Below are 22,789 nucleotides of genomic sequence, written 5' to 3'. Positions count from 1 at the left end.
AGGTGCACGTACTACGTGCCGCGGCTGCTTCGCCGGCCACGCTATGCCGGTCGGCCCCGATCCGATTTCCGGTGAGCGCACTGCGATGTGCCTGACAGCGCACGGAACACCTCCGGGGCGAGCGGCCCCGGCAGCACCGGGGTGAGCGACCCCACACCGCCGGGGCGAGCGGCCCCGGCAACACCGGCGTTCCGTCCGGAACGCGGACCGGGCGGACACCGCCACAGCACCGGCGCGTCCGCAGGAACTCCCGGTTCTTCAACGGGAGGAGCGCCTCCCGAACGGCTGGGTTCCGGACGACGACGCGTCTGCGGCCGGTACCGGTCCTGCCGGCTCGTCCGGGCACGCGGCGGGGGAGAGGCCGAGGCGGGCAAGGTGGCCGACGCGGGGTGCGGTCGAGCGGGCGAGACGGCCCACGCGGGTGCGGTCGAGCGGGAGCCGAGGCGGATGAGGCGGTCCGGCAGGAACGCTGTCACCCGCCGGCCGCGAACGGCGGTGCTCCGGCGGGGCGTGTGCCGGTGGAGCGGTGAGCCGGATGCGATGGGCGGAGTTGACTGTTCCGAAGCCGCTGCCGGCCGTCCCGACGTAGTCTCCGTCCGGGACTCGGAAAACCGGACGGCTCGTATCGGCACTTCCCGCATCCGCCTGGATGGCCTCCGTCACCAGAGGCGCGGGACTCTGAAAGGGGATGCCCATGTCGGACCCGCTGACGTTACTGGCCATGGCCGGCGCCACCACCGTCGTTTCCGCCATGGCCACCTCCGCGTGGGAGGTGGCCCGCGACCGGACCGTGGCGCTCTTCAGGCGGCGTGGCGAGGATATGACGGAGGGTGAGGACGGCTCCGTGCGGGCCGAGTTGGAGGCGAGCGCGGCCCGGGTGCGGGACGCGGCCGAGGTGGAGGCCGCCCGGAACAGGCAGGTGCAGCGCTGGCAGGAGAACCTGGAGGATCTGCTGCGCCGCGCCCCGGAGCTCTCCGGCGAAGTGACCGCGCTGATCGACGAGGTCGGTGCTCTGTTGCCGACGGCTCAGAACGTCTGGCAGCAGAGCGTGCACGCCACCGGCGGCGGGTCGGCGTACGGCGCGCTCGGGCCGGGCAGCAGCGTGCACGTCCACCATCGTGCCTCGCCGCACCCCCCGCCACCGGCCGGCTCAGCCGGCGCCGGGGAAGACACGCCGTGACCCAGTCCGTCCGCGCCGAGAACGGCTTCGCCTATGGCGTTGTCGGCGCGGACATCCACGTCTTCGGTGACGGCATACCGGTGTACCTGCTCCAGCGGTGGCGCCCGCCGCCCGCCGCCGACGACTCGTTCCTGCGCGAGGTGCCGAGCCGCATGCTCAACGCCCGCTTCGCCGTTGTGGAGTTCACCGGCCGCACGGCGGAGCTGGCGGCACTGCGGCACTGGCGGGACGAGGGGCCGCAGCTCGCCGTGCGGTGGCTGCACGCACCGGGCGGGCAGGGGAAAACCCGGCTCGCCGACCACTTCGCGTGTGAGTCGGCGGACGACGGCTGGCAAGTGGTCACCGCCACCCACGGCCCCGGGAGCGTAATTCCGCCGCCCGGCAGCCAGGATCTCGGCGCCGCTGCGGACGGCACCCTGCTGGTCGTCGACTACGCCGACCGCTGGCCGCTGTCGCACCTGCTGTGGCTGTTCAGCAACGCCCTGCTGCACCGGCCCGAGGTGCCCGCGCGCATCCTGCTGCTGGCCCGGGGCGACGACAGCTGGCCCGCCGTCCGCGCCTCCGTTGCCAACCTCCAGGCCGGAACGTCCACGCAGTTCCTGCCTCCGCTGTCCGACGGGACGCAGGAGAGGGAGGGCGACGGGTCGCCGCGGACGGAGATGTTCGCTGTCGCCCATGGCAGCTTCGCCGCCCGGTACGGCGTCCCGTCCCTCCGTGCCAAAACACCCGCCGCCCTCGCCGGGGACGACTTCGGGCTGACCCTTTCGGTACACCTCGCGGCCCTGGTCGCCGTCGACGCACACGTCACGGGCCGCCGCCCGCCGCCCGACCTCGCCGGGCTGACCTGCTACCTCCTGGACCGTGAACACCTGCACTGGGCACGGCTGCACGGAGAGGGCGGCCACGAGATCGACCCGACCGCGCGGACCTTCACCACCCCGCCCGACGCGATGAACCGGACCGTGTTCACCGCCGCGCTCACGGGGCCGATGGCGCCCGCTCCGGGGTCGGACGTCGTCGCCGGGCTGGACCTGAAGCTCCCGGCGCACCGCGTGCTCGCCGACCACGCCGTCTGCTACCCACCGGCGGACCCGGCCCAGGAGACCGTCCTGGAACCGCTGTACCCGGACCGCCTCAGCGAGGACTTCCTGGCGCTCACCCTCCCCGGGCACCACGCCGAGTACCCGGCCCAGCCATGGGCCCGAGCGACCGTCGCCGCCCTGCTCACCGGCACCACCGGCCCCGGTACACCCCTGTGGGCCCCCCGCGCCGTCACCTTCCTGGCATCGGCCGCCCAGCGCTGGCCGCACGTCGGACCACGGCACCTGTACCCGCTCCTCGCGGCCGCCCCCCAGGTCGCGGTCGCCGCCGGCAGCGCCGCCCTGACCACGCTGGCCCGGCTCGACGACATCGCACCCGAGCTCCTCGAAGCTGTTGCGGCCCACTTCCCGCCGTTCAAGCAGCCCCACCCGAACCTCGACCCGGGCATCGCGGCCGTCAGCACCCGGCTACTGCCGCACCGCCTCTCACGGGCCGGACACCTCGACGACCCGGGCGTCGTCCGGCACGAGCACGGCGTCCGCCTCTACCGCGCGGGGCTACTGGAGGAATCACTGGCGGCGGCCGAGGAGAATGTGCGGGACTACCGAGCGCTGGACCGCGTCGAACTGCGGTACCCCGCCGAGGCGGAACTGGTCGAACGCAACCTCGCGACCGCGCTGACGGCCTACGGCACGCGACTCTCCGCGGTCGGACGCCGTGCCGACGCACTGGCGGCCACCGAGGAATCCATCGGAATCCTGCGCGGACTCGCCGGACGGGACGAGCGGTACCGGTCCGATCTCGCGAGCGCGCTGCTGAACCGCGGGCGAGATCTGTGCCAGGCCGACCGGTGGGCCGACGCGACCGTCACGACACAGGAGTGCGTGGCCCTGTTCCGGGAGTTGGCCGCCGGAGACCCCGAGACCCATGAGCCGGACCTGTCCGCGTCTCTGGTGGCGCTCGGCCTGTGCCTCGGATTCACCGCCACCCCCGGGGAGTCCGTGGCGGCGCTCCAGGAAGGCATCACGATCCTGCGGCGGCTCTCGCGAACGAACGCGGCAGCGCACACCGAGGCCCTGGCGGAAGCCCTGTCCAACCTCGCCAAGGCACTGTGGCGCACAGGCGAACCCGGGATCTCCGTGGCGCAGGAAGCGGTGGCTCTCCTCCGCCGGCTCGCCGCGGTCCATCCCGTCTCGTACGAGAGCGAGTTGGCGAACGTCCTGGCCGGGAGCGCCGTGCACCTGCTCTACGCGGGGCAGGGATCCGAGGCGCTCTCCGCCGCCCACGAGTCCGTATCCATACTGCGGCGCTTGGCCGGACGCCAACCGCAAGTCCACGCGAACGTACTGGCCGAGGCACTGGCCTCGCTCAGCATCGTGCTCCTGGCCGTCGGCCGCCATGACGACGCCATCGCCGTGACCGACGAGGCCGTGGCCATACGCCGCCGCATGGCCGGGTCCGACCCGGGATTCGAGGCGAGGCTCGCCGTCGTGCTGCTCCTCGCCGTCAACCTGCGGACCGATGCGGGCGGCTCCATGCTGGAGGAAGCCGTCGTCCTGCTCGCCGAGGCCGGAGCGGTCATTGAACGGCACGGCACCATGCCCGCGCAGTTCTCCAAGGGGTACCACGAGGCCCGGATCCGCCTCGCCGAGCGCCTCACCGCGGAGGGATACCGGGCCGCGGCCGATGACCTCCGCCGTGCCGCCCCCGGACCGCCTGCCGAAGAGGACGCGAGCATGTGAAGCGGGGGTGCCCCGACACGAAGACGCCCGCCACCGCTGCGCCGTGGGCTCGCCAGGGCAGCGGGGCGGGCGTCCCCACCGGTTCAGGAGCGGACGAGGGGCGTGTCGACCAGATGCTCGGCCAGGAACCATGCCTGAAGTTCGCCCGTCCTCACCACCTGCGAGACCAGCAGGTCATTGGTGCCGTCGTCGCCCAGCTCGACGGTGCGTGCGGCGGCGTCGTGGGCCTCGACCAGGATGGTTTCGTGAGCCTCCAGCAGCCGTGACAGCATCGCCGGCACCTGCTCCACACCGTCCGGGGGCCGCGGAATGGAAGTGATCTCCGCGACGTGCCGGGGATCCCCCACCGCGACGCCGCCCAGGGACTGAACGCGTTCGGCGATGGTGTCCACGAGTTCCAGCTGTTCGCCGGCGTGCTTGTCCAGCACGAGGTGCAGCTGGTAGAAGGTTGCGCCGCGCATCAGCCAGTGGTGCTTCTTGTAGAGGCCGTAGAGGATCTGCGTGTCCGCCAGGACCTTGTTCAGACGCTGGCAGGAGTACATGCGGGCTTCGTACGACAGGCCGAGCGGGAACTGCTTGACGGTCCCGAAGTCCTGGATCACCTCGCCCTTCTGATGCAGCCATGGCTGGCTGCCGCTCACGTTATGGGAGTTGGTGGTCATGGTCCGCCTCCTGCGGTGCCGTGCTGTGTGTACCCGAATGACGCTAGGCGGCGCGACAGGATCGCCTTGCCCGGCAGCGCATGCGGTGGAGTCCGCCGGTGCACGGCGCCCGCCGCCCGCCGCGGGTGTTCGCTCTCGGGCCGGTCTCCGTGCACCGGAGGACTCATCCCTTCCCCCAGGGCTCTCTAACCTCGCCGGACGACTACGCCCGGGGACGGGCGGAACGAGGAAGGGCGGTGAGCATGGACGAGCAGGTGGATGTGGTGGTCGCCGGGAAGACGGGGTCTTCGCGACACGCCCCCGGGGGAGGTGCCGCCGGTGTGGAGACGGCCCAGGCGCGGGCCCGGTTCCGATGCGCCGTCACGGTGATCGAGGAGCAGGACCGGCTGCTGTCGCGGGAGGAGCCGGAAGCAGGGGAGCCGGTAGCAGGGGAACCGGTCGTGGAGGGGCTGTGGGCTGTCGGCTGCATCACCGGGCGGGGCACCCCCACCCGCGTGCCGGCGTACCGGGCGAAGACCGCCGTCCGGGGCGTCCTCGGACGGTCCGCTCCCGGCCACCGGGCGCTGCTCCGGGCCGCCTTCACGGATCCCGGGATCGCAGCCGTGGGGTTCACCGGGCGACAGACGAGGGGGCGGGGACCGCGGGGAGCCACCCGTGTGCTGCCCCCGGCCTCCTCCACACGCGGCCGGCTCCATGGGCCCGGCGGTGAGGGGTCCATCGAGCCGGCCGAGGACACCGACCGCGGCGTGCCGGCCGGGGCGGCACCGGCCGGGCCCGCAGACGGTGAGGTGCCGTACGGGCTGAACGCCGCCGTTCACGCCGAGGAGCCCGCCGTCCGTCTCCGGCACGTGATCTGCGCCCCTCCCGCCCTCCACCGGGCGGCCGGGGCGGCTTTGGGAGGTCTCCGTTGAGCCTCACGAAGGTGCCCCGGACCGTTCCCGCCGCTCGGCTGCGGCGCACCATGGCAGGCCGCGACCCCGGAGAGCCGCATCGCTCCGCCACCCCACTGGAACTCTTCTTCGACCTGTGCTTCGTCGTCGCGGTGGCGCAGGCGTCGGAGGGCCTCCACGAGGCGCTGGCGCACGGGCACCACCTGGCCGGTGCCCTGCGCTTCGCGCTGGTCTTCTTCACCATCTGGTGGGCCTGGATGAACTTCACCTGGTTCGCCTCCGCCTACGACCCCGACGACACCCCCTACCGGCTGACGGTACTGGTACAGATCACGGGCTCCCTCATCCTCGCCGCCGGCGTCAGCCGCGCCTTCGAGGAAGGGGACCTGCTCGTCATCACCCTCGGATACGTGGTGCTGCGTACGGCGCTGGCCTCGCTGTGGCTGCGGGCCGCGTTCTCCGACCCTGCCCGGCGGAAAGCCACCCTCCGCTTCGCCGCCGGAATCACGGCCTGCCAACTCGGCTGGGTCGCACTGCTGTTCCTTCCCGCCGGGGCCCGGCTGCCCGGAGTCGCCGTGATGGTCCTCGCGGAGGTCCTGGTCCCCGTCTGGGCGCAGTCCGCGGGAATGACCCCGTGGCATCCGCACCACATCGCCGAACGCTACGAGCTGTTCACCCTCATCGTGCTCGGCGAGTCCGTCGCGGCTGCCACCGTCGCGGTACGGGGGGCGTTCGAACGGAACCAGGGCACCGGTGCGCTGTACACGCTGGCCGCCGGCGGTCTGCTCATGGCCTACGCCATGTGGTGGCTGTACTTCACCAAGCCCGCGTACGTGTTGCTCGCGACGACGCATCAGGCTCACCGCAGGCGGTTCACCTGGGCTTACGGTCATTACCTGATCTTCGCTTCGGCCACCGCGGAGGGGGCGGGCCTGGCCGCTTACGCCGATCACGTCACCCGCCATCCCGGCGCACCGTCGGTAGGCGCCGGAATGGCGGTCACCGTCCCGGCCGCCTTCTTCCTGATCACGGTCTGGGCCGTACACCTGTGGCCGCACCAGCGCCGGGTGGCCGACCGCGTCCCGTTCGCCGTCACCGCGGCCGGCGTACTGCTGGCGGCATGGTCGCCGGCGCCCGCACTCGTCGCCGGCGTGTTCCTGGGAGGGCTGGTCACGGTGGTCACCGTGCGGCAGCGGCGATGAACTCCCCCTGTGCGAAAGCCGCGCGGGCCATCCCGGAGGGGGAGGTCCGCGCGGCTGCGCGATACCGACGGGGACCCCGTCAGGTGGTCGCGCGCACCGCGTCACGGACGGTGCCGTCGACGATGGACGCGGCACCCGGAGACCGAGCCCGCAAGCGCGCCCGGCAGTGCGTGATGCTCCGGCTCCGCGATGGTGCCTGGCCCTCTCCGGCCACGCCGGAGCGGTGAAGCCGCCTGCCGTCGCGCGTCTGTGCACCGGCTCCGGCCTCATCACGTACGGAAGGCGGGTGCGGCGCACCGCGGGGCGGGGGCCGTGCGTTCACCCGAACGCGCGGGAGCGCCGCCGGGGTCCCTGTCTCCAGTGACCACGACGGCGCTCCCGATCCGCAGGACCGCCGGGCGGGCCTGCGGCGGGCTCACTTCCTCAGGAAGGCGAGGAGCGCGCTGTTGACCTTCTCCGCGTGGGTCCACAGCAGCCCGTGCGGGGCGCCCTCGATCTCCACGTAGTCGGCGGACGGCAGTGCCTTGTGGAACGGCCGTCCTGTCGCCTCGACCGGCAGAATCCGGTCGCCCGTACCGTGCAGGATCAGGGCCGGCACGTCGATGGCCGGGATGTCGGCCCGGAAGTCGGTGTACCAGGTGGACGGTGCGGCGGCGGCGGCGAAGAAGCCGCCGCTCGCCGCGACGTTCCAGCTGTTGCGCACGGCCTCCTCGCTGATGCGCGAGCCGAGGTTCTCGTCAAGGTTGTAGAAGTCCTTGTAGAAGTCCGTGTAGTACGCGTAGCGGTCCGCCTTGACGGCCGCGACGACGCCGTCGAAGAACTCCTTCGGAGCGGCTCCGTCAGGGTTGTCGTCGGTCTTGAGCAGGCAGGGCTCCAGCGAGGCGAGGAAGGCGACCTTGGAGATCCGCGCGGAACCGTAGGCGGACACATACCGGGCGACCTCCCCGGTGCCCATGGAGAACCCGACCAGGACGGCGTCCCGCACGTCGAGCGTCTCCAGCACGGTGTTCAGGTCGGCCGCGAAGGTGTCGTAGTCGTACCCGGTCGTCGGCTGGCTGGACTGCCCGAAGCCGCGGCGGTCGTACGTGATCACGCGGTAGCCCGCGTCCAGCAGCGCGGCGCTCTGCCGTTCCCAGGAGTGCCCGTCGAGTGGGAAGCCGTGGATCAGGACGACCGGCTGTCCGGTGCCATGGTCCTCGTAGTAGAGGTCGATGCTGGTGGAGTTCTCCCGACCTACGGTGATGTGAGGCAAGGTCTTTCCTTCGTTCGGTGTGACTGGTGCGCGCGGAGACGTGCTCCGACTCGATGAGGCGGGGCGCCGTGCGGATGGGACCGGCTCTTCGGCGGCCGACGCCCGGACGTTTGCGGCATGCGCGGCACGGGACGGCATCACGCTAGCCAGGGCGTCCCGTCCCGTGTTGTTCTCTAGCGCACCGCTTCTTGCCTGACAGTGCGGGGAGGAGGGTGCTCTTTGACGTACTGCTGCGCGAGGCTCCCACGAGTTCGTGGCGCGATCTCGTTGAGGTGCCCCGAGCGGGCGCGACCGGTGTGCCGGTCTGGCCGTCCGTGCCGCTGCGGGTGCCCGGTCATGGACCGCGGACGACGACTCGCGGGCGCTGATCGGGCCGTTGCTGCCGTCGTGGCCGTCGTGGCCGTCGTGGCCGGAGCGGCCGCCGGCCACCGCGGCCGCCCTCCGGGCCCTGCTTCCCGACGAGGCTCCACGGGTCTTCGACCGTCCCCGTGCCGTGCGCGGAGGGACCGGCCACGACGACCCCTGTGTCTTCCGCCACTTCGAAATGGACGGCCCTCCCTCCGGCGCCGCCGGCGCTCCGATGAGGACGGCCGGCATTCCGAACCGCACATGTCCGCGTCCCGGTTCCCGGGCATCGCGTCAGCCGCCACCGCGACGGCCCTTCCCGTACCGGACCGGCCGATCGCACTCCTGACCGCCGCGTCCGGGACGGCGCACGCCAACCCCTGGTACGCCGAACCTCGTTGTCCTCGCTGTGCTCCTGTGCGCTGCCCCGGCTCCCGCGCTCGCCGGGCCGGCGGACACGGCGTCGTACCGGTCGCCCCGGGCGCGGGCCCGTCGGCACGGCGGTACGGGCCGTGCCGGTCCTCGGCCGGGACACCGTGTACCAGCCGGGCCCCCTCGCCTCCCACGCTGCCCGGACGCCGGCGGAGAAACCGCGGTGGTACAGCCGTCCGGGTGCGCACCGGGAACAGTTAGAGTGCACGGAGAGACAAGTGTCCACCGGGACAGCGCGTGCCTGCGGTCGCTCTGCGGTCATCGTGGCGACAGCGTGAGGCGTCCCGTGTGCCTGGCCGGACGCGGTGCCGGCCCGGGCGATTCGTGCGGTGGCCGTCGGTCTCGGCACGCGACCGGCCAAAGGCGCCTGCGGCCCTTGTGACCGAGGCGGTCCGGTTCCCGGCCGGTGGGGGCGCAGGTCGCCGCAGGACGCGATCTCTCGCCGCGCCCGCGGAGCCGGCCAATGCCTCGGACGGGGCTGCGGTCACCCGGGGCCGGGCGGCCGGAAGCCGTGGCCTGCGGAAGGACGAGGCCGCCCGTCGGCGTGGTGGAAGGCCGGCTTCGGCAGGCGGGTGCGCACAGAGTGGGTTCGAGGATGGCAGGAGCGGGCAGTCCACTGTCCCGTAGCGGTCTGCGCGGACGGGAGGCCGAGCTCGCAGAGCTCCAGGCACTGATCAACTCCGTGGCCCGCACCGGAAGCGGCGGGATGGCGCTCATCCAGGGCGAACCCGGTATCGGCAAGACCACGCTGCTGGCCGAAGTCCTCTCCCAGGCCAGGGCCGCAGGGTTCTCCGTCAGCGCCGGCAAGGCCGATGAACTGCATCACATCGTGCCGCTGTCGTCGTTGGCGGCCTGCCTCCTGCAAGGTGAACAGCCGCTGCTGTCCGGTGATGTCTTCGCCGACCTCGCCCGCAACCACGACCAGCGGATCTGGCTGGTGGAACGCCTCGCCGAAGTGATCGAGGCCAGAGCGGGCGACGTACCCGTACTGATCGGTCTGGACGACGTGCAATGGGCCGACCCGCTGAGCCGGTTCGCCCTGCAGCAGCTTCCGGCGCGTCTGCGGACCTCGCCGGTGCTGTGGGTACTGGCCGGGCGGCGGGAGCCCGCGGGCCCGGCGGAGGAGATCGTCGCGGCCGCGGCCGGAATCTTCACGACGGCCACTGTGCCCTTGGGCCCCCTGACCGGCGAGGCCATCGCCCAACTGGCCGACGACGCACTCGGGGCAGCGGTCGACGAGCGGGTCCGTGAACTGCTCGACGGAGCGGGCGGGAACCCGTTCCTGGCCGTCGAGATGCTCGCGGGCCTGCGCACCGCCGAGGCGACGGACGACTCCGTGCCCCCGGGACTCGTGGTGGGCGTCCGCAGCAGACTCAGGTCCATGAATCCCGGCACACTGCGCTTCCTCCGGATGGGCGCGGTCCTGGGACGCGCCTTCGGCTTGCAGGACGCCGCCGCACTCTGCGGCCGGGCGCCCGCCGTGCTCATCCCAGCGCTTGAGGAAGCCGTGCGCGCGGGGCTCCTCGACGACGACGGTGAGCACCTGGTCTTCAGGCACGATCTCCTGCGCCAGGCGGTCTACGCCGACATCCTGCCGTCGGCCCGCAGAGCACTGCACCGGGAAGCCGCACGTGTCCTGGTCGCCTCGGGGCACCGGCCGATCGACGCGGTGCCCCACGTTCTACGGGGTGCTCTGCCCGGAGACGAGGAGGCCGTGGCGCTGCTGCAGCGCGCGGCTGATGACGTACTGGCGGTCACCCCCGAGCTCGCGGCCGACCTCATGACCCGTGCCCTGGCCCTGGTGCCGTCGGTACGGCCACTGAGGTTCGCGGTGGGTGAGCGGGCGATACTCGTCCTGACCCGGGCCGGCAGGAGCCGGGACGCCCTGTCCACGGGCGACGAGCTACTGGCCGCCCGGCCCCCGCTGGAGGTGTTCAGCCGGTTGCAGGCCGCCCTCGGCGGGACTCTGTGGAGCATGGACCTCGCCGGCGAACTGCGCCGCCGGACCGAAGCCGCCCTCGCCCTGGGCGGCGCCCTCCCGGAGATCGCGGCGAGGCTGGCCGCCCTGCGCACCCTCGCTCTGTCCCGTGAGTACGACCTGGCCGCAGCGCGCGAGGCCGGCGAGACCGCACTGCGTGACGCCGCCGCGACCGGTGACCGGGAGGCGCGTGTCCTGGCCCTGTCCGCGCTCGGTGAGATCGCGCAGAACGCCGGTGAGAACGCGCTCGCACTGGAACGTTTCGCCGCGTTGAGCGCCGTCGATTCCGCCTTCCTGCCCGAGGAGATCGTCGCGCACCTGCACATGGACGACTTCGAGACCGGGCGACGACTGCTCCTGAAGGCGACGGAAGCGGGGGCGCCGCGTCAGGCGATGATGCTGTGGGCCCAGGGACAGCACGATCTCGGCCTGGGCCGGCTCGACGACGCCGACGCCGGCTTCCTGACCATGGAACACCTGGAGGACGAGGTGCGGGTCCCCGTCCAGCAGGTGAACGGACGCGTGATCCGCTCGCGGATCGCGCTCTTGCGCGGTGACCGGGAAGCAGCGCGGGAGCATCTGAACGCGGCGCGGGAAAGGCTGGGGGCCAAGCCGAACCCGGGCAACACCGCAGCGGTGCTCTTTCTGGAAGCGGTCCACGCCGAGGCGGACGGGGACGCGGGCCTTTCCGCCGCCAAGGTCCGGCAGGTGCAGCAGGTAGGGGACTTCATGCGCTGGCGGCTCCTGCGCGACTGGGTCGACGCCGCGGTACGCATGGCTTTGAGCGCCGGGGACCACGAGCTTGCCGAGGACCTCGCCGCACAGGCCGAAGCCCATGCCGGACGCAACCCCGCCGTGCCGACCGCCACGGGTATCGCGGCACAAGCCCTCGGGCTCGTGAAGAACGATCTCGCCATGCTCGAACGCTCCGTGGAACTGCTCGACGCCGGCCCCCGCGCGCTGGTCCGCGCGGCCGCGTCCGCGGACCTCGGAAGGGCACTGCTGTCGGCGGGCCGGAAGCAGCGGGCCGTGGCCGCGCTGACCCGCGCCCGTGACACGTACGCCGAGTCGGGCGCCCACGCCGCCGCGGCACGTGTCCGTCAGGCTTTGAAGGGCGCGGGTGCCGGCGGCGGCAGGGCAGCACCCGTCCAGCGCCCCGTGCAGGGATGGGGCGCTCTCACGGCCTCGGAGAAGAAGATCGCGCGCCTCATCGCTCAGGGCCACACCAACCGGTCGGCCGCAGAACTGCTCGTGGTCTCCCCGCACACGGTCAACACCCATCTGACATCCGTCTTCCGCAAACTGGAGATCAACTCCCGGGTGCAGCTGGCCAACGTGGTCATGGCCCTGCCCGACAGCTGAGAAATACATTGGTACGTTCACGCGATGCGGGGCCGGATCAGGACGCGTACGACTGGGGCATCCCACACAGGCGGAGGCCACCGGCATGCGCACACCCAGTTCCTCACCCCCGACCGTCGTGCTTGTGCACGGTGCGTTCACGGACGCCTCGTCGTGGGCGGGCGTCATCGGTCTGCTCCAGGCCGACGGACTGGCCGTCCGGGCTCCGGCGAATCCGCTGCGCGGTCTGACGCAGGACGCCGCCTCCGTCAGGAGCGTGCTGCGGGACATCGACACGCCTGTCGTTCTGGTCGGCCACGACTACGGCGGCGCGGTCATCACCCAAGCCGCCACCGACGCCGACAACGTCGTGGCCCTGTGCTACGTCGCGGCGTTCGGCCTCGACGCAGGCGAGTGCGTCCTGGACGTCATGAACCGATTCGCCCCGGCGCCCGTCGCCGACGCGACGTACACCGCCGCTCTGCCGACTCGGACCCCCGGCGGCCCGGACAGCGAGCTGTACATCCGCAAGGAGCTGTTCCCGCAGGTCTACGCCGCTGATCTGCCGCCCGCAGCCACGGAGCTGATGTCCGTGACGCAACGCCCGATCGCCTGCGACGCACTGACCGGCCGGTCGGGTCCGCCCGCATGGGCCTCCGTGCCCTCCTGGTACGCCATCGCGGACGCGGACCGGATCCTCAACCCCACCGCCCAGCGCTTCATGGCGCAACGCATGGCGGCCACCGAGCACGTGCTGGAGGGGTCGCACGCCGTCGTGCTGTCGCAGCCCGACGCCGTGGCGGCGATGATCCGGGAAGCGGTGGAACAGGGACGATGACCGAGGCGGCGACGGCCTTGAGCGGGGACACCGGACGGCGCACAGCGGATGTGGGCCCGAAGCCGCTGCCGAAGACCCCGCGCGGCAGCCGATCGTCCGTGTGCCCCGCGGCACGGTCCGGCGGGGTGTTTAGGATGCATGCGAACAGGAGCCGCCGGTCCGGGCCGTCCTGACCGCCCTACGAGTCCGCGGTCCTCGCGGCACCGTCCCCGGCTCACACACCGTCACACCGCAAAGGCACGCGCATGATCTCACCGGCGGGACGGCCGATGCGGCGCATCGCCGTCCGTCTGGCCGGAGCCGTGGTGCTGCTCCTGACCACCACCGGGTGCGTCGGCGGAGCCGGCACCGGCTCCGCCACCGGCGAGGTCACCTCCATCACCGTGCTCGATTACTACACCCAGCGGTCCGAGCACACCCAGTGGAGCGAAGTGCTCACCGCGTGCGGCAGGACCGCCGGAGTCACGGTCGAGCACACGAGCGTTCCACCGGCGTCCCTCGTCCCCAGGGTCCTGCGGCAGGCGTCGTCGCGGACCCTTCCGGACCTTTTGATGCTGGACAACGCCGACCTTCAGCAGATCGCCCGGACCGGTGCGCTGACCCCGCTGGACCGGTACGGCATCGACACCGACGGCTTCGCCGAGGGCATCCTGTCGGCGGGCACGTACGAGGGAGAGGTGTACGGGCTGGCCCCCTACGTCAGCACGGTCGCCCTCTTCTACAACAAGGACATGCTCGCCGAGGCCGGTGTCGCCGTGCCGAGGACCTGGGACGAACTGAAGGAGGCGGCCGCCGGGCTGACCCGGCAGGGGCGCTACGGCATGGCGGTCGACGCGAGCGCCACTTTCGAAAGCAGCTGGCAGTTCCTGCCCTTCCTGTGGTCCAACGGAGGGCACGAGAAGCAGCTGGACACCCCGCAGGCCGCGCAAGCGCTCCACCTGTGGGTCGACCTGGTGGAGAACGGATCCATGTCGAAGTCGGTGCTGAACTGGACACAGGCCGACGTCCACGATCAGTTCGCCGCCGGCCGGACGGCGATGATGATCAACGGTCCCTGGCGGATCGCCGCCCTGGACGACGACAGGAACATGAACTGGGGGGTGGCCCCCGTTCCCGTCCCCCGAGCGGGGCGGGCCCCGGTCACGCCCCTGGGCGGAGAGGTGTGGACGGTCCCGCGGAACGCTTCCGAGGACCGGCAGAAGAAGGCCGCTGAGGTCCTCGCGTGCCTGAACAGCGCCCCCAACACGCTCACCCTGGCGAAGCAGCACTTCACCGTGCCGTCCCGCACCGCGGTCGCAGCCCGGTACGCCGAACAGGACCCGGCGATGGCCGTCTTCGTCAAGAGCGTGGAAGGAGCACGCGTGCGTACCGGCGAACTCGGCGTCAGGTGGCCCAAGGCGGCGACCGGGATCTACACCGCGATCCAGTCCGCACTGACGGGGGAGCGGACACCGGAGGAAGCTCTCAGGCACGCGCAAGAGATCGCGACCGGTGACTGACGGGTCTCTCGATCCCCGGACGGGCGCCCGCCAGGGATTACGGGACAGCCCTCAGGGCCTGCCGGCCCACCGGACGGCTGTCGCGCCCGGACGACGTGGAGACGGATACCCGACCCCGACAGGGGAGTCGCCGACGCGGCGCAGTGCGGCCTTTCCCTGCCGCCGCCGGCCGGCTCACCGGCACACCACAGGCCTTGGCGTCGGTGACCCTCTCGACGACCGAGGGCCCGCCGGAGGACGACTTGCGGGTTTCCGGGTCCCGTGCCGCAGGCCGGCGCGCCGACCGCCTGCAGGCTGTTCTCCGGCAGGCCCTCAGAACTCCTGAGCTCCCCTCGCGGGCTGACTCCCGCCGACTCCGACTCCACCGCCCGAATCCCCCTCGCGCCGCTCACAGGACAGGCCGTGAGCCTGCCAGTCGCGAGGCGCTACGCCGTAAGCGGCACGGAAGACACGGCTGAAATGGCTCGGGCTCACGAACCCCCAGCGCCGGGCGACGGTCGCCACCCCGAGTCCCAGAGCCGGGGACCGCAGAAGGTCCCGACGGCATCGCTCCAGCCGCTCCGCCCGGATCCACTCGCCGACGGTGGTCCCCTCCAGCTGGAACAGCTTGTGCAGGTAACGCACCGAAATGAAGTGAGCGGCGGCGATCGTGGCGGGTGACAGGTCGGGGTCGGAGAGGTTCTGCGCGATGTGGTCCTTCACCCGTACCACCATGGCCGCGGCGGTTTCAGGGGCCTGAGGCCTGAAGCGGCCGCGCCGCTCGTTGATGAAGAGCGCCAGCAGATCGAGCCCGGTGGCGACGAACTGACGGCCGATGACTTCGTCGAATCCTGCTCCTTCACGGGCCATCTGCGCAAAATAGGCCGCCACCAGTGCGGCACTTCCGTCATGTCCCGGGAAGGCTCTCGCGGTCAGCGCACGCAGGTCCTCGTCCCGCACACGAAGCTCCTTGCGAGGGAAATGAAAGGAGGTGAAACGGAAATCGCCTTCGATTTTCTTCCTGAAAGGGCGGGAAGAATCGGATATCGAGAAACTTCCCGGCTCTATCAGGCACTCCCTCCCGTCCTGCTCCTTGACGGCGCTCCCTCGGCGCTGAAGCGTGAGTATGAGGTACTCCTTGCCGTCCCGGGCTATCAGGCGCTTGCTGCGCATCACCTCCTGGGAGCCGGCCCGGACGTCCGATATCCGCGTGGAGCCCAAGTGATGGGTGACGATTCTTCCGGGTGAGGGATCTTCTTCCAGAAGATTGACATGGAGCGGTACAAATGTTTGCGACACTGCTTCGTGCCAGCGCTCGCCACGGTCGGCTGCGGACAGCTCCGCGGTGGAAAGGACGACGGACATCGGGCCCCTTGAAAAGGTTGTCGGCAGGCGGCCGGATCCGGTCACCGGACTTCCGGATCACCGAAGACCCGGTGTTTCTTCCAGAACACCGTGCCAGCCGGCCCCGAGCCGGCACATCGCGTGAACCCGCTAGATCGGCCGGAGCGGAGGCGAGCCGGGATGCGCCGACCGCAGGCCGGGGGCGGTGCGTCGCCGGCCCCGGGCTGACCTGACGTGTCCCGCCAGGGGTTTGCCGGGAGGCGTCTTCACGATCCTGACCGTCCGCACGGCCCTGTGCCGGCCAAGGGGTGCCCCGCGATCCCCGGGCGGGCGGGCGGGCGGCGACAGTCACGGCGCCTCGCGGCGCTGCCGGGGTATCCGCATCTCCCCGACGGCCTCGCCCGGGGGAGCCCCCATACGTATGCGAACGCCCCCGCGCCCTGCGACGCACCGCACCGCGCCTGGCGCCACACGCTGATCCACCGCTGCTGGATACCGGGACCCGCCGGGGCGGCCAGGGCTCCGGATACGGTACGCCGGGCCGGGCGGAAGGGACCGGCCGGACGAAGCACCGGTGCGTGAAACGTGAAACCGGATGTGGACGACCTGCGGCCGGCGGCGGACACGTGGGGAGGTCCGGTGAGTGACTCCGCCCCCGTTCACGAAGGGAATGCGAGATGTGGGAGCGTGAACGGGTGAGTGAGAAGAACGCCGACACCCTGCAATACCGCTTTGACGGGCCGGAAGACGCCCCGGTCCTGGTCCTGGGCCCCTCGCTGGGCACCACATGGCACATGTGGGACCGGCAGGCCCCCGAGCTGTCCCAGCACTGGAGGGTCTTCCGCTACGACCTGCCGGGCCACGGCGGGGCGCCCGCCCGTCCCGCGGCATCGGTCTCCGACCTGGCCGACCGCCTGCTCGCCACCCTCGACAGCCTCGGCGTCCAGCGCTTCGGGTACGCGGGCTGCTCCCTCGGCGGCGCGGTCGGCGCCGATCTCGCACTGCGCCACCCGAACCGGGTCGCCGCGCTCGCGCTGGTCGCCTCCTCACCCCGCTTCGGCACGGCCGACGAGTTCCGGCAGCGCGGGGTGGTCGTCCGCACCAACGGCCTGGAGCCGATCGCCCGCACCGCACCGGAACGCTGGTTCACCCCCGGGTTCGCCGCCGCGCAGCCGGCCATCGTGGAGTGGGCCGTCCAGATGGTCCGTACCACCGACCCCGGCTGCTACATCTCCTTCTGCGAGGCGCTCGCCGCCTTCGACATCCGTGCCGGACTCTCCCGGATCGGTGTCCCGACCCTCGTCCTGGTCGGCGCGGAGGACAAGGTCACAGGCCCGGCCGAGGCGCGCACCCTCGTCGCGGGCATCCCGGACGCACGGCTCGCGCTCGTACCCGGAGCGTCCCACCTCGCCCCGGTTGAGCAGCCCGGCGCGGTCACGGACCTCCTGCTCATGCACTTCTCCGGCGCCTGGCAGGACACCTCGGCGTCGATCCCGGCACCGGCCGCCGCCACCGGGCCCGTCGCCCCGTTCGCCCCCGTGGTCCCGGTGGCGGAGATCGCGCCCGCGGCCGTCCTGCCGGAGATCGCGTCGGCCGGACGCGACGACCGGTACGCCGACGGGATGAAGGTACGCCGCGAGGTGCTGGGCGACGCCCACGTGGACGCGGCGACGGCCGCCTCCGACGACTTCACCGACGACTTCCAGGACCTCGTCACCCGCTACGCGTGGGGCGAGGTCTGGAGCCGCGACGGCCTCGACCGCAGGACCCGCAGCTGCGTCACCCTCGGCGCGGTGATCGCCTCCGGGCACCTGGAGAGCCTGGCCCGGCACGTCCGGGCCGCGCTGCGCAACGGGCTCACGCCTGCCGAGATCAAAGAAGTACTGCTGCAGACCGCCGTGTACTGCGGTATCCCGGCGGCCGGTGCCGCGTTCGACATCGCGCGATCGGTGATCCAGGAAGAAACCACCCCGCGGCCGTAGCAGGATGGAAGCATGAACGCATCACCTCTCACCCTCGTCAAGAAGACCCACTCGTGCGTACGCCTGGAGCGGGACGGGCAGGTGCTCGTCATCGACCCGGGCGGCTTCACCGAGGACGACGCCGCGGTCGGCGCCGACGCGATCCTGGTGACGCACGAACACCCGGACCACTTCAACGAGGCCCGGCTGCGCGCCGGTCTGGAGTCCAACCCGGCCGCGCAGCTGTGGACGCTGCGCAGCGTCGCCGAGCAGATGTCCGCCGCCTTCCCGGGCCGTGTGCACACCGTCGGCCACGGCGACACCTTCTCCGCGGCCGGGTTCGAGGTGGACGTACACGGGGAACTGCACGCGGTGATCCACCCGGACATCCCCCGGATCACCAACATCGGCTTCCTGGTGGACGGTTCGGTCTTCCACCCGGGCGACGCGCTGACCGTGCCCGACCGCCCGGTGGACACACTGCTGCTGCCGGTGATGGCGCCCTGGAACAAGATCTCCGAGGTCATCGACTACGTGCGCGAGGTGAAGCCGCGCCGTGCGGTCGACGTCCACGACGCACTGCTCACCGATCTCGCCCGCCCCATCTACGACAACCAGATCGGCGCACTCGGAGGGGCCGGCCACGGCCGGCTGGCCCCGGGCGATTCCGTCCGCCTCTGACCCCGGTTGTCAGCGGGAACGGTTAGGTTTGCCCCATGCGCATCGCCACCTGGAACGTCAATTCGATCACGGCCCGGCTGCCCCGGTTGCTGGCCTGGCTGGAGAGCAGCGGCACCGATGTGCTGTGCCTCCAGGAGACCAAGTGCACCCTGGAGCAGTTCCCCGCCGAAGCCCTGCGCGAGGCCGGGTACGAGGCCGCGGTCAACGCCACCGGCCGGTGGAACGGCGTGGCACTGCTCTCCCGCGTCGGTCTCGCGGACGTGGTGACCGGCCTGCCCGGGGGCCCGGAGTACGAGGGCGTACAGGAGCCGAGGGCCGTCTCGGCGACCTGCGGCCCCGTCCGCCTCTGGTCGGTCTACGTCCCCAACGGCCGCGAGGTCACCCACGACCACTACGCCTACAAGCTGCGCTGGCTGGAGGCGCTGCGTAAGTCCGTCGCCCCGGACGCGGCGGGCGCGCTGCCGTTCGCGGTCCTCGGTGACTTCAACATCGCACCGGCCGACGAGGACGTCTGGGACCGGACCCTCTTCGAGGGCGCCACCCATGTCACCCCCGCCGAGCGTGCCGCCCTGGCGGCGCTGCGCGAGGAGGGGCTCTCGGACGTGGTGCCGCGCCCCCTCAAGTACGACCACCCGTACACCTACTGGGACTACCGGCAGCTCGGCTTCCCGAAGAACAAGGGCATGCGCATCGACCTCGTCTACGGCAACGCCCCCTTCACGTCCGCGGTGAAGGACAGCTACGTCGACCGTGAGGAACGCAAGGGCAAGGGCGCCTCCGACCACGCCCCGGTGGTCGTGGACCTCGACCTCTGAGGCAGGCGGGGCGCGGCCGGGAGCACACACGGCCGGGACACTCCGTCCACGGAGACCGTTCCCGGCCGCGGCCTGATCCTCGCCCGCGCCCGCCCGCCGGCGGCCAGGCGGAGCGGAAACCTTAATGTCAACCCAAGGTTGACACCCCCAGGGTGTCAACCTACGGTTGTCGCATGACGAAACCGCTGGGCGCCAACCCTCCCGTGCGCCTCGACGATCTGATCGAGGCCATCAAGAAGACCCACGTGGACGCTCTGGAGCAGCTGTCCGGGGCTGTGATCGCGGCTGACCACCTCGGTGAGATCGCCGACCATCTGATCGGGCACTTCGTGGACCAGGCGCGCCGCTCCGGGGCCTCCTGGACCGACATCGGCCGCAGCATGGGGGTCACCCGGCAGGCGGCCCAGAAGCGCTTCGTCCCGAAGAAGCCGGAGGAGACGGCCGCCCTCGACCCGAACCAGGGATTCAGCCGCTTCACCCCGCAGGCCCGCAACGTCGCGATGGCCGCGCACAACGAGGCCCACGCGGCCCGTAACGGCGAGGTCCTCCCCGGCCACCTGATCCTGGGCCTCCTCGCCGAACCCGAGGCGCTCGCACTCCGCACCCTCACCCGGCAAGGCGTACGGCCCGACACGCTCCGGGAGGCGGCGGTCCGGGCGCTGCCCCCCGCGGCCGGCGAGGTCCCCGACCTCATCCCGTACGACGCGGGCTCGCGCAAGGTCCTGGAACTGACGTTCCGCGAGGCGCTGCGCCTGGGGCACGACCACGTCGGGACCGGGCACATCCTGCTGGCCCTGCTGGAGTTCGAGGACGGCTCAGGCGTACTGGCCGGCCTGGGCGTCGGCAAAGAGGCGTCGTCCACGCTGATCGCCACGGCGGTCGCGCAGGAGCGGGCGGAAGCGGAGGAGGCGGAAACAGGAGAGGCGGAAACAGGAGAGGCGGAAACAGGAGAGGCGGAAGCGGGAGAGACGGAAGCGGGGGAGAAGGCTGCGGCCGACGCGAAGCCGCCCTTTGAGGGCTGAACCGGGCGCCCGGTGCGCGCGCCCTGGCGTCTCGTCCGGGCGCGCGCACCGGGGCGTCCCGTCCGGGTGGTGCGTGATCCGGCTCCGGCCGGACCGCGGTACGGCGGCCCGGCCCCGATGCCGCCACCGCGGGGCCGCGGGCCGGGCCGCCGTCGCGGAGCCGGGGCGGTGCCGTTCCCCCTCCGGAGGGGCGGGCCCGTGTGCGTACTCCTCCCCCGGGGGCCGGCCGCCGGGCCTCAGTGGACCGAGAACCCGCCGTCCACGAAGAGCGACTGCCCGGTGACGTACGCCGACGCGGCGCTCGCCAGGAAGACCGCGGCACCGGCGAAGTCCTCCGGCAGGCCGTTGCGGCCGGTCATCGTACGGGCCGCGAGGGCCGCCACCCGTTCCGGGTCCGAGGAGAGCCGCCTGTTCAGCGGGGTCATCACGAAGCCGGGCACCAGGGTGTTGCAGGTGACGCCGTAAGGGGACCAGGCCTCCGCCTGGGAGCGGGCCAGGGACTCCAGACCGCCCTTGGACACCCCGTACGCCCCGCTCTGCACGAACGCGCGGTGCGCCTGCTGCGAGGTGATGTGGATGATCCGGCCGAAACCCCGCTCGGCCATCCCGGGGCCGAACCGCCGCCCCAGCAGATAGGGAGCCTTCAGGTTCACCGTCATGGTGGTGTCCCAGACGTCCTCGTCCAGCTCGCCCATCGGCGGACGCAGGTTGACCCCCGCGCAGTTGACGAGGATGTCCGGCTCCCCGAACGCCGCCGCCGCGCCCTCGCCCGCCGCCCGTACCCCCTCGGGGGTGGCGAGGTCCGCGCTGACCCATGCCGCCCGGCAGCCCTGGGCGGTCAGTTCGCCGGTCGTCCGCACCAGCTCCGCCTCGCGGCGGGCCACCACCACGACGCTCGCCCCCGCGCGGGCCAGCGCCCGGGTGATGGCTTCTCCGATCCCGGAGCTGCCGCCGGTCACCACGGCGACCCGGCCGTCCAGTGAGAAGAGTTCGGAAAGGTAGTCCTGTGACGTCATTTCCGCAGCTTAGACGGGTTGCCCCCGCGCCGGGGCGACCGGGGCGGCCGATGCGGACCGGTCCTCGCGACGCCGGTGCCGGACGGATGCCAACTCCTGTGCCGGACAGGTGGCTTCAGTGGAGACGCCGTGCCCGCCCCGGCACCCGGGCGGTCCCGGCGGGGCGGCCCGCCCGCCACCCGGCACGGCCCCGGGGTATCGGAACGGGAACAGTCGCGCGCCCTGTACCGGGGAAACCGCCTGGGATGCGACCCTAGTGGTATGAACATCCCTTTCCTGGACAACTGGCGTAAGCGCCAGGGCGGTACGCAGGCGGCGGCCATGGCCGCCGCCGTGAGGACCGACCCGGACGGTGTGGCGGAACTGTTCGCGGAATGCGAGCTGCTGCGCGCCCGTGCCGCGCGCGAAGGGCTCCGGCTCGACGACAGCCCGGCCTCGTTGTCCGCGCTCGACCAGCTGCCGCCGAGGTGGCGCGACGACCCGGACGAACTGCCCTGGCTGGGCAATGACGCGGGTCTCTACCTCGGGACCGTCCTCGTGCGTACGGTCCCCGGAGCCGGGTGGGACATCCTGGCGAGCGGGCAGCCCGTGGTGCGCCTCGCCTCCGGCCGGGAGATCGACGTCGTCGCGGCCGGACTGGACTGGGCGATGACGGGCAGTCCGGAGCTCTCGGAGATGTACGCCGAGTCGGCCGAGAGCGGCCCCAGGCACACAACGCGATAAGCAGCCTTTTGTGCCGATGATGCGTGTCGCGCCTGAAGTGCCCACCCGCCCTGGATAGTTTGCGCTGACCTCGAAAGCGGCGAAAAGTGGGTAGGGCAGCGTATGGCCGTCGATCCGTTGATCGAGCTGCATGGCGTGAACAAGCACTTCGGGAAGCTGCACGTCCTGCAGGACATCAATCTCACCGTCGGCCGCGGGGAGGTGGTGGTGGTCATCGGCCCCTCGGGATCCGGCAAATCAACGCTCTGCCGGACCATCAACAGGCTGGAGACGATCGAGTCCGGCCGGATCGTCATCGACGGCAGACCGCTCCCCGAGGAGGGGAAGGGGCTGGCCCGGCTCCGGGCCGAAGTCGGGATGGTCTTCCAGTCGTTCAACCTGTTCGCGCACAAGACCGTGCTGGCCAACGTCTCGCTCGCCCAGCTCAAGGTCCGCAAGCGCAAGAAGGAGGACGCCGACCGGCGCTCCCGTGAACTGCTGGAGCGCGTCGGGCTCGCCGCGCACGCGGACAAACTGCCCGCCCAGCTCTCCGGCGGACAGCAGCAGCGGGTCGCGATCGCCCGCGCCCTGGCGATGGACCCCAAGGCGCTCCTCTTCGACGAGCCGACCTCGGCACTCGACCCCGAGATGATCAACGAGGTGCTCGAAGTGATGCGCCAACTCGCCCGCGAAGGCATGACCATGGTCGTCGTCACGCACGAGATGGGGTTCGCCCGCTCCGCCGCCAACCGCGTCGTCTTCATGGCCGACGGGCGCATCGTCGAGGACCGGACCCCGGAGGACTTCTTCACGGCCCCGGAGAGCGAACGCGCCAAGGACTTCCTGTCCAAGATCCTCAAGCACTGA

17 protein-coding genes are annotated in these 22,789 nt (G+C 71.8%); 13 read left to right on the top strand and 4 right to left on the bottom strand.

Annotation, left to right across the window (positions count from 1 at the left end):
• Positions 1 to 694 precede the first annotated feature (694 nt).
• Both CP967_RS04525 and CP967_RS04520 read left to right on the top strand, forming a co-directional pair.
• Positions 695 to 1,180, top strand: coding sequence for a hypothetical protein (locus CP967_RS04525; RefSeq protein ID WP_150486689.1), 486 nt, complete (start codon positions 695 to 697; stop codon positions 1,178 to 1,180).
• Complete coding sequence (locus tag CP967_RS04520; protein WP_150486688.1) at positions 1,177 to 3,963, top strand: tetratricopeptide repeat protein; 2,787 nt, start codon at positions 1,177 to 1,179, stop codon at positions 3,961 to 3,963. Before CP967_RS04525 ends, CP967_RS04520 begins: the two co-directional genes overlap by 4 nt.
• Before the next feature lie 83 nt (positions 3,964 to 4,046).
• Here the strand turns inward: CP967_RS04520 and CP967_RS04515 are convergent, their stop codons facing one another.
• Positions 4,047 to 4,625: a Dps family protein gene (locus tag CP967_RS04515; RefSeq protein ID WP_150486687.1), complete on the bottom strand. Its 579-nt coding sequence runs from the start codon at positions 4,623 to 4,625 to the stop codon at positions 4,047 to 4,049.
• Between the two features lie 242 nt (positions 4,626 to 4,867).
• On the opposite strand from CP967_RS04515, the gene CP967_RS04510 reads away from it, so the two are divergent.
• On the top strand, positions 4,868 to 5,536 hold the full coding sequence (locus CP967_RS04510; RefSeq protein WP_167535326.1) for an NAD-binding protein: 669 nt from the start codon (positions 4,868 to 4,870) through the stop codon (positions 5,534 to 5,536).
• Positions 5,533 to 6,717 (top strand): low temperature requirement protein A, encoded by a 1,185-nt coding sequence (locus tag CP967_RS04505; RefSeq protein ID WP_229888376.1) that lies wholly within the window; start codon positions 5,533 to 5,535, stop codon positions 6,715 to 6,717. Before CP967_RS04510 ends, CP967_RS04505 begins: the two co-directional genes overlap by 4 nt.
• Before the next feature lie 415 nt (positions 6,718 to 7,132).
• Here the strand turns inward: CP967_RS04505 and CP967_RS04500 are convergent, their stop codons facing one another.
• On the bottom strand, positions 7,133 to 7,969 hold the full coding sequence (locus tag CP967_RS04500) for an alpha/beta fold hydrolase (protein WP_150486685.1): 837 nt from the start codon (positions 7,967 to 7,969) through the stop codon (positions 7,133 to 7,135).
• A 1,372-nt stretch (positions 7,970 to 9,341) separates the two neighbouring features.
• Here CP967_RS04500 and CP967_RS04495 point away from each other — a divergent pair.
• From CP967_RS04495 to CP967_RS04485, 3 genes are all read left to right on the top strand, one after another.
• Positions 9,342 to 12,086, top strand: a complete 2,745-nt coding sequence (locus CP967_RS04495; protein ID WP_150486684.1) for a helix-turn-helix transcriptional regulator — start codon at positions 9,342 to 9,344, stop codon at positions 12,084 to 12,086.
• A gap of 85 nt (positions 12,087 to 12,171) precedes the next feature.
• Entirely contained in the window at positions 12,172 to 12,903 is a 732-nt protein-coding gene (locus CP967_RS04490; protein WP_190175086.1) for an alpha/beta fold hydrolase, read from the top strand.
• Positions 12,904 to 13,148: 245 nt separating this feature from the next.
• Positions 13,149 to 14,402 (top strand): ABC transporter substrate-binding protein, encoded by a 1,254-nt coding sequence (locus CP967_RS04485; protein ID WP_190175087.1) that lies wholly within the window; start codon positions 13,149 to 13,151, stop codon positions 14,400 to 14,402.
• Between the two features lie 312 nt (positions 14,403 to 14,714).
• On the opposite strand, the gene CP967_RS04480 is transcribed toward CP967_RS04485, so the two are convergent.
• Positions 14,715 to 15,746: an AraC-like ligand-binding domain-containing protein gene (locus tag CP967_RS04480; RefSeq protein ID WP_150486683.1), complete on the bottom strand. Its 1,032-nt coding sequence runs from the start codon at positions 15,744 to 15,746 to the stop codon at positions 14,715 to 14,717.
• Between the two features lie 656 nt (positions 15,747 to 16,402).
• On the opposite strand from CP967_RS04480, the gene pcaDC reads away from it, so the two are divergent.
• The 4 genes from pcaDC to CP967_RS04460 all read left to right on the top strand — a co-directional run bounded on the left by pcaDC (position 16,403) and on the right by CP967_RS04460 (position 20,204).
• A complete protein-coding gene (gene pcaDC / locus CP967_RS04475) occupies positions 16,403 to 17,707 on the top strand; it encodes a bifunctional 3-oxoadipate enol-lactonase/4-carboxymuconolactone decarboxylase PcaDC (protein WP_373300365.1) in 1,305 nt (434 codons plus the stop codon).
• Between the two features lie 12 nt (positions 17,708 to 17,719).
• Positions 17,720 to 18,367 carry an MBL fold metallo-hydrolase gene (locus CP967_RS04470; protein WP_150486681.1) on the top strand — a complete coding sequence of 216 codons (648 nt, stop codon included), beginning with the start codon at positions 17,720 to 17,722 and terminating at the stop codon, positions 18,365 to 18,367.
• Between the two features lie 35 nt (positions 18,368 to 18,402).
• Positions 18,403 to 19,182: an exodeoxyribonuclease III gene (locus CP967_RS04465; RefSeq protein WP_150486680.1), complete on the top strand. Its 780-nt coding sequence runs from the start codon at positions 18,403 to 18,405 to the stop codon at positions 19,180 to 19,182.
• Between the two features lie 173 nt (positions 19,183 to 19,355).
• Positions 19,356 to 20,204: a Clp protease N-terminal domain-containing protein gene (locus tag CP967_RS04460; protein ID WP_150486679.1), complete on the top strand. Its 849-nt coding sequence runs from the start codon at positions 19,356 to 19,358 to the stop codon at positions 20,202 to 20,204.
• A gap of 236 nt (positions 20,205 to 20,440) precedes the next feature.
• On the opposite strand, the gene CP967_RS04455 is transcribed toward CP967_RS04460, so the two are convergent.
• Positions 20,441 to 21,220, bottom strand: a complete 780-nt coding sequence (locus CP967_RS04455; RefSeq protein WP_150486678.1) for an SDR family NAD(P)-dependent oxidoreductase — start codon at positions 21,218 to 21,220, stop codon at positions 20,441 to 20,443.
• A gap of 261 nt (positions 21,221 to 21,481) precedes the next feature.
• Between CP967_RS04455 and CP967_RS04450 the strand changes: the two genes are divergently transcribed.
• Entirely contained in the window at positions 21,482 to 21,943 is a 462-nt protein-coding gene (locus tag CP967_RS04450; protein WP_150486677.1) for a DUF6278 family protein, read from the top strand.
• Positions 21,944 to 22,045: 102 nt separating this feature from the next.
• Positions 22,046 to 22,789 carry an amino acid ABC transporter ATP-binding protein gene (locus CP967_RS04445; RefSeq protein WP_150486676.1) on the top strand — a complete coding sequence of 248 codons (744 nt, stop codon included), beginning with the start codon at positions 22,046 to 22,048 and terminating at the stop codon, positions 22,787 to 22,789.

Origin of the sequence: Streptomyces nitrosporeus (assembly GCF_008704555.1) — a bacterium.
Classification (GTDB): domain Bacteria; phylum Actinomycetota; class Actinomycetes; order Streptomycetales; family Streptomycetaceae; genus Streptomyces; species Streptomyces nitrosporeus.
Note: the sequence above shows the minus strand (reverse complement) of the source record. Positions and strands in the feature narration are given on the sequence as shown.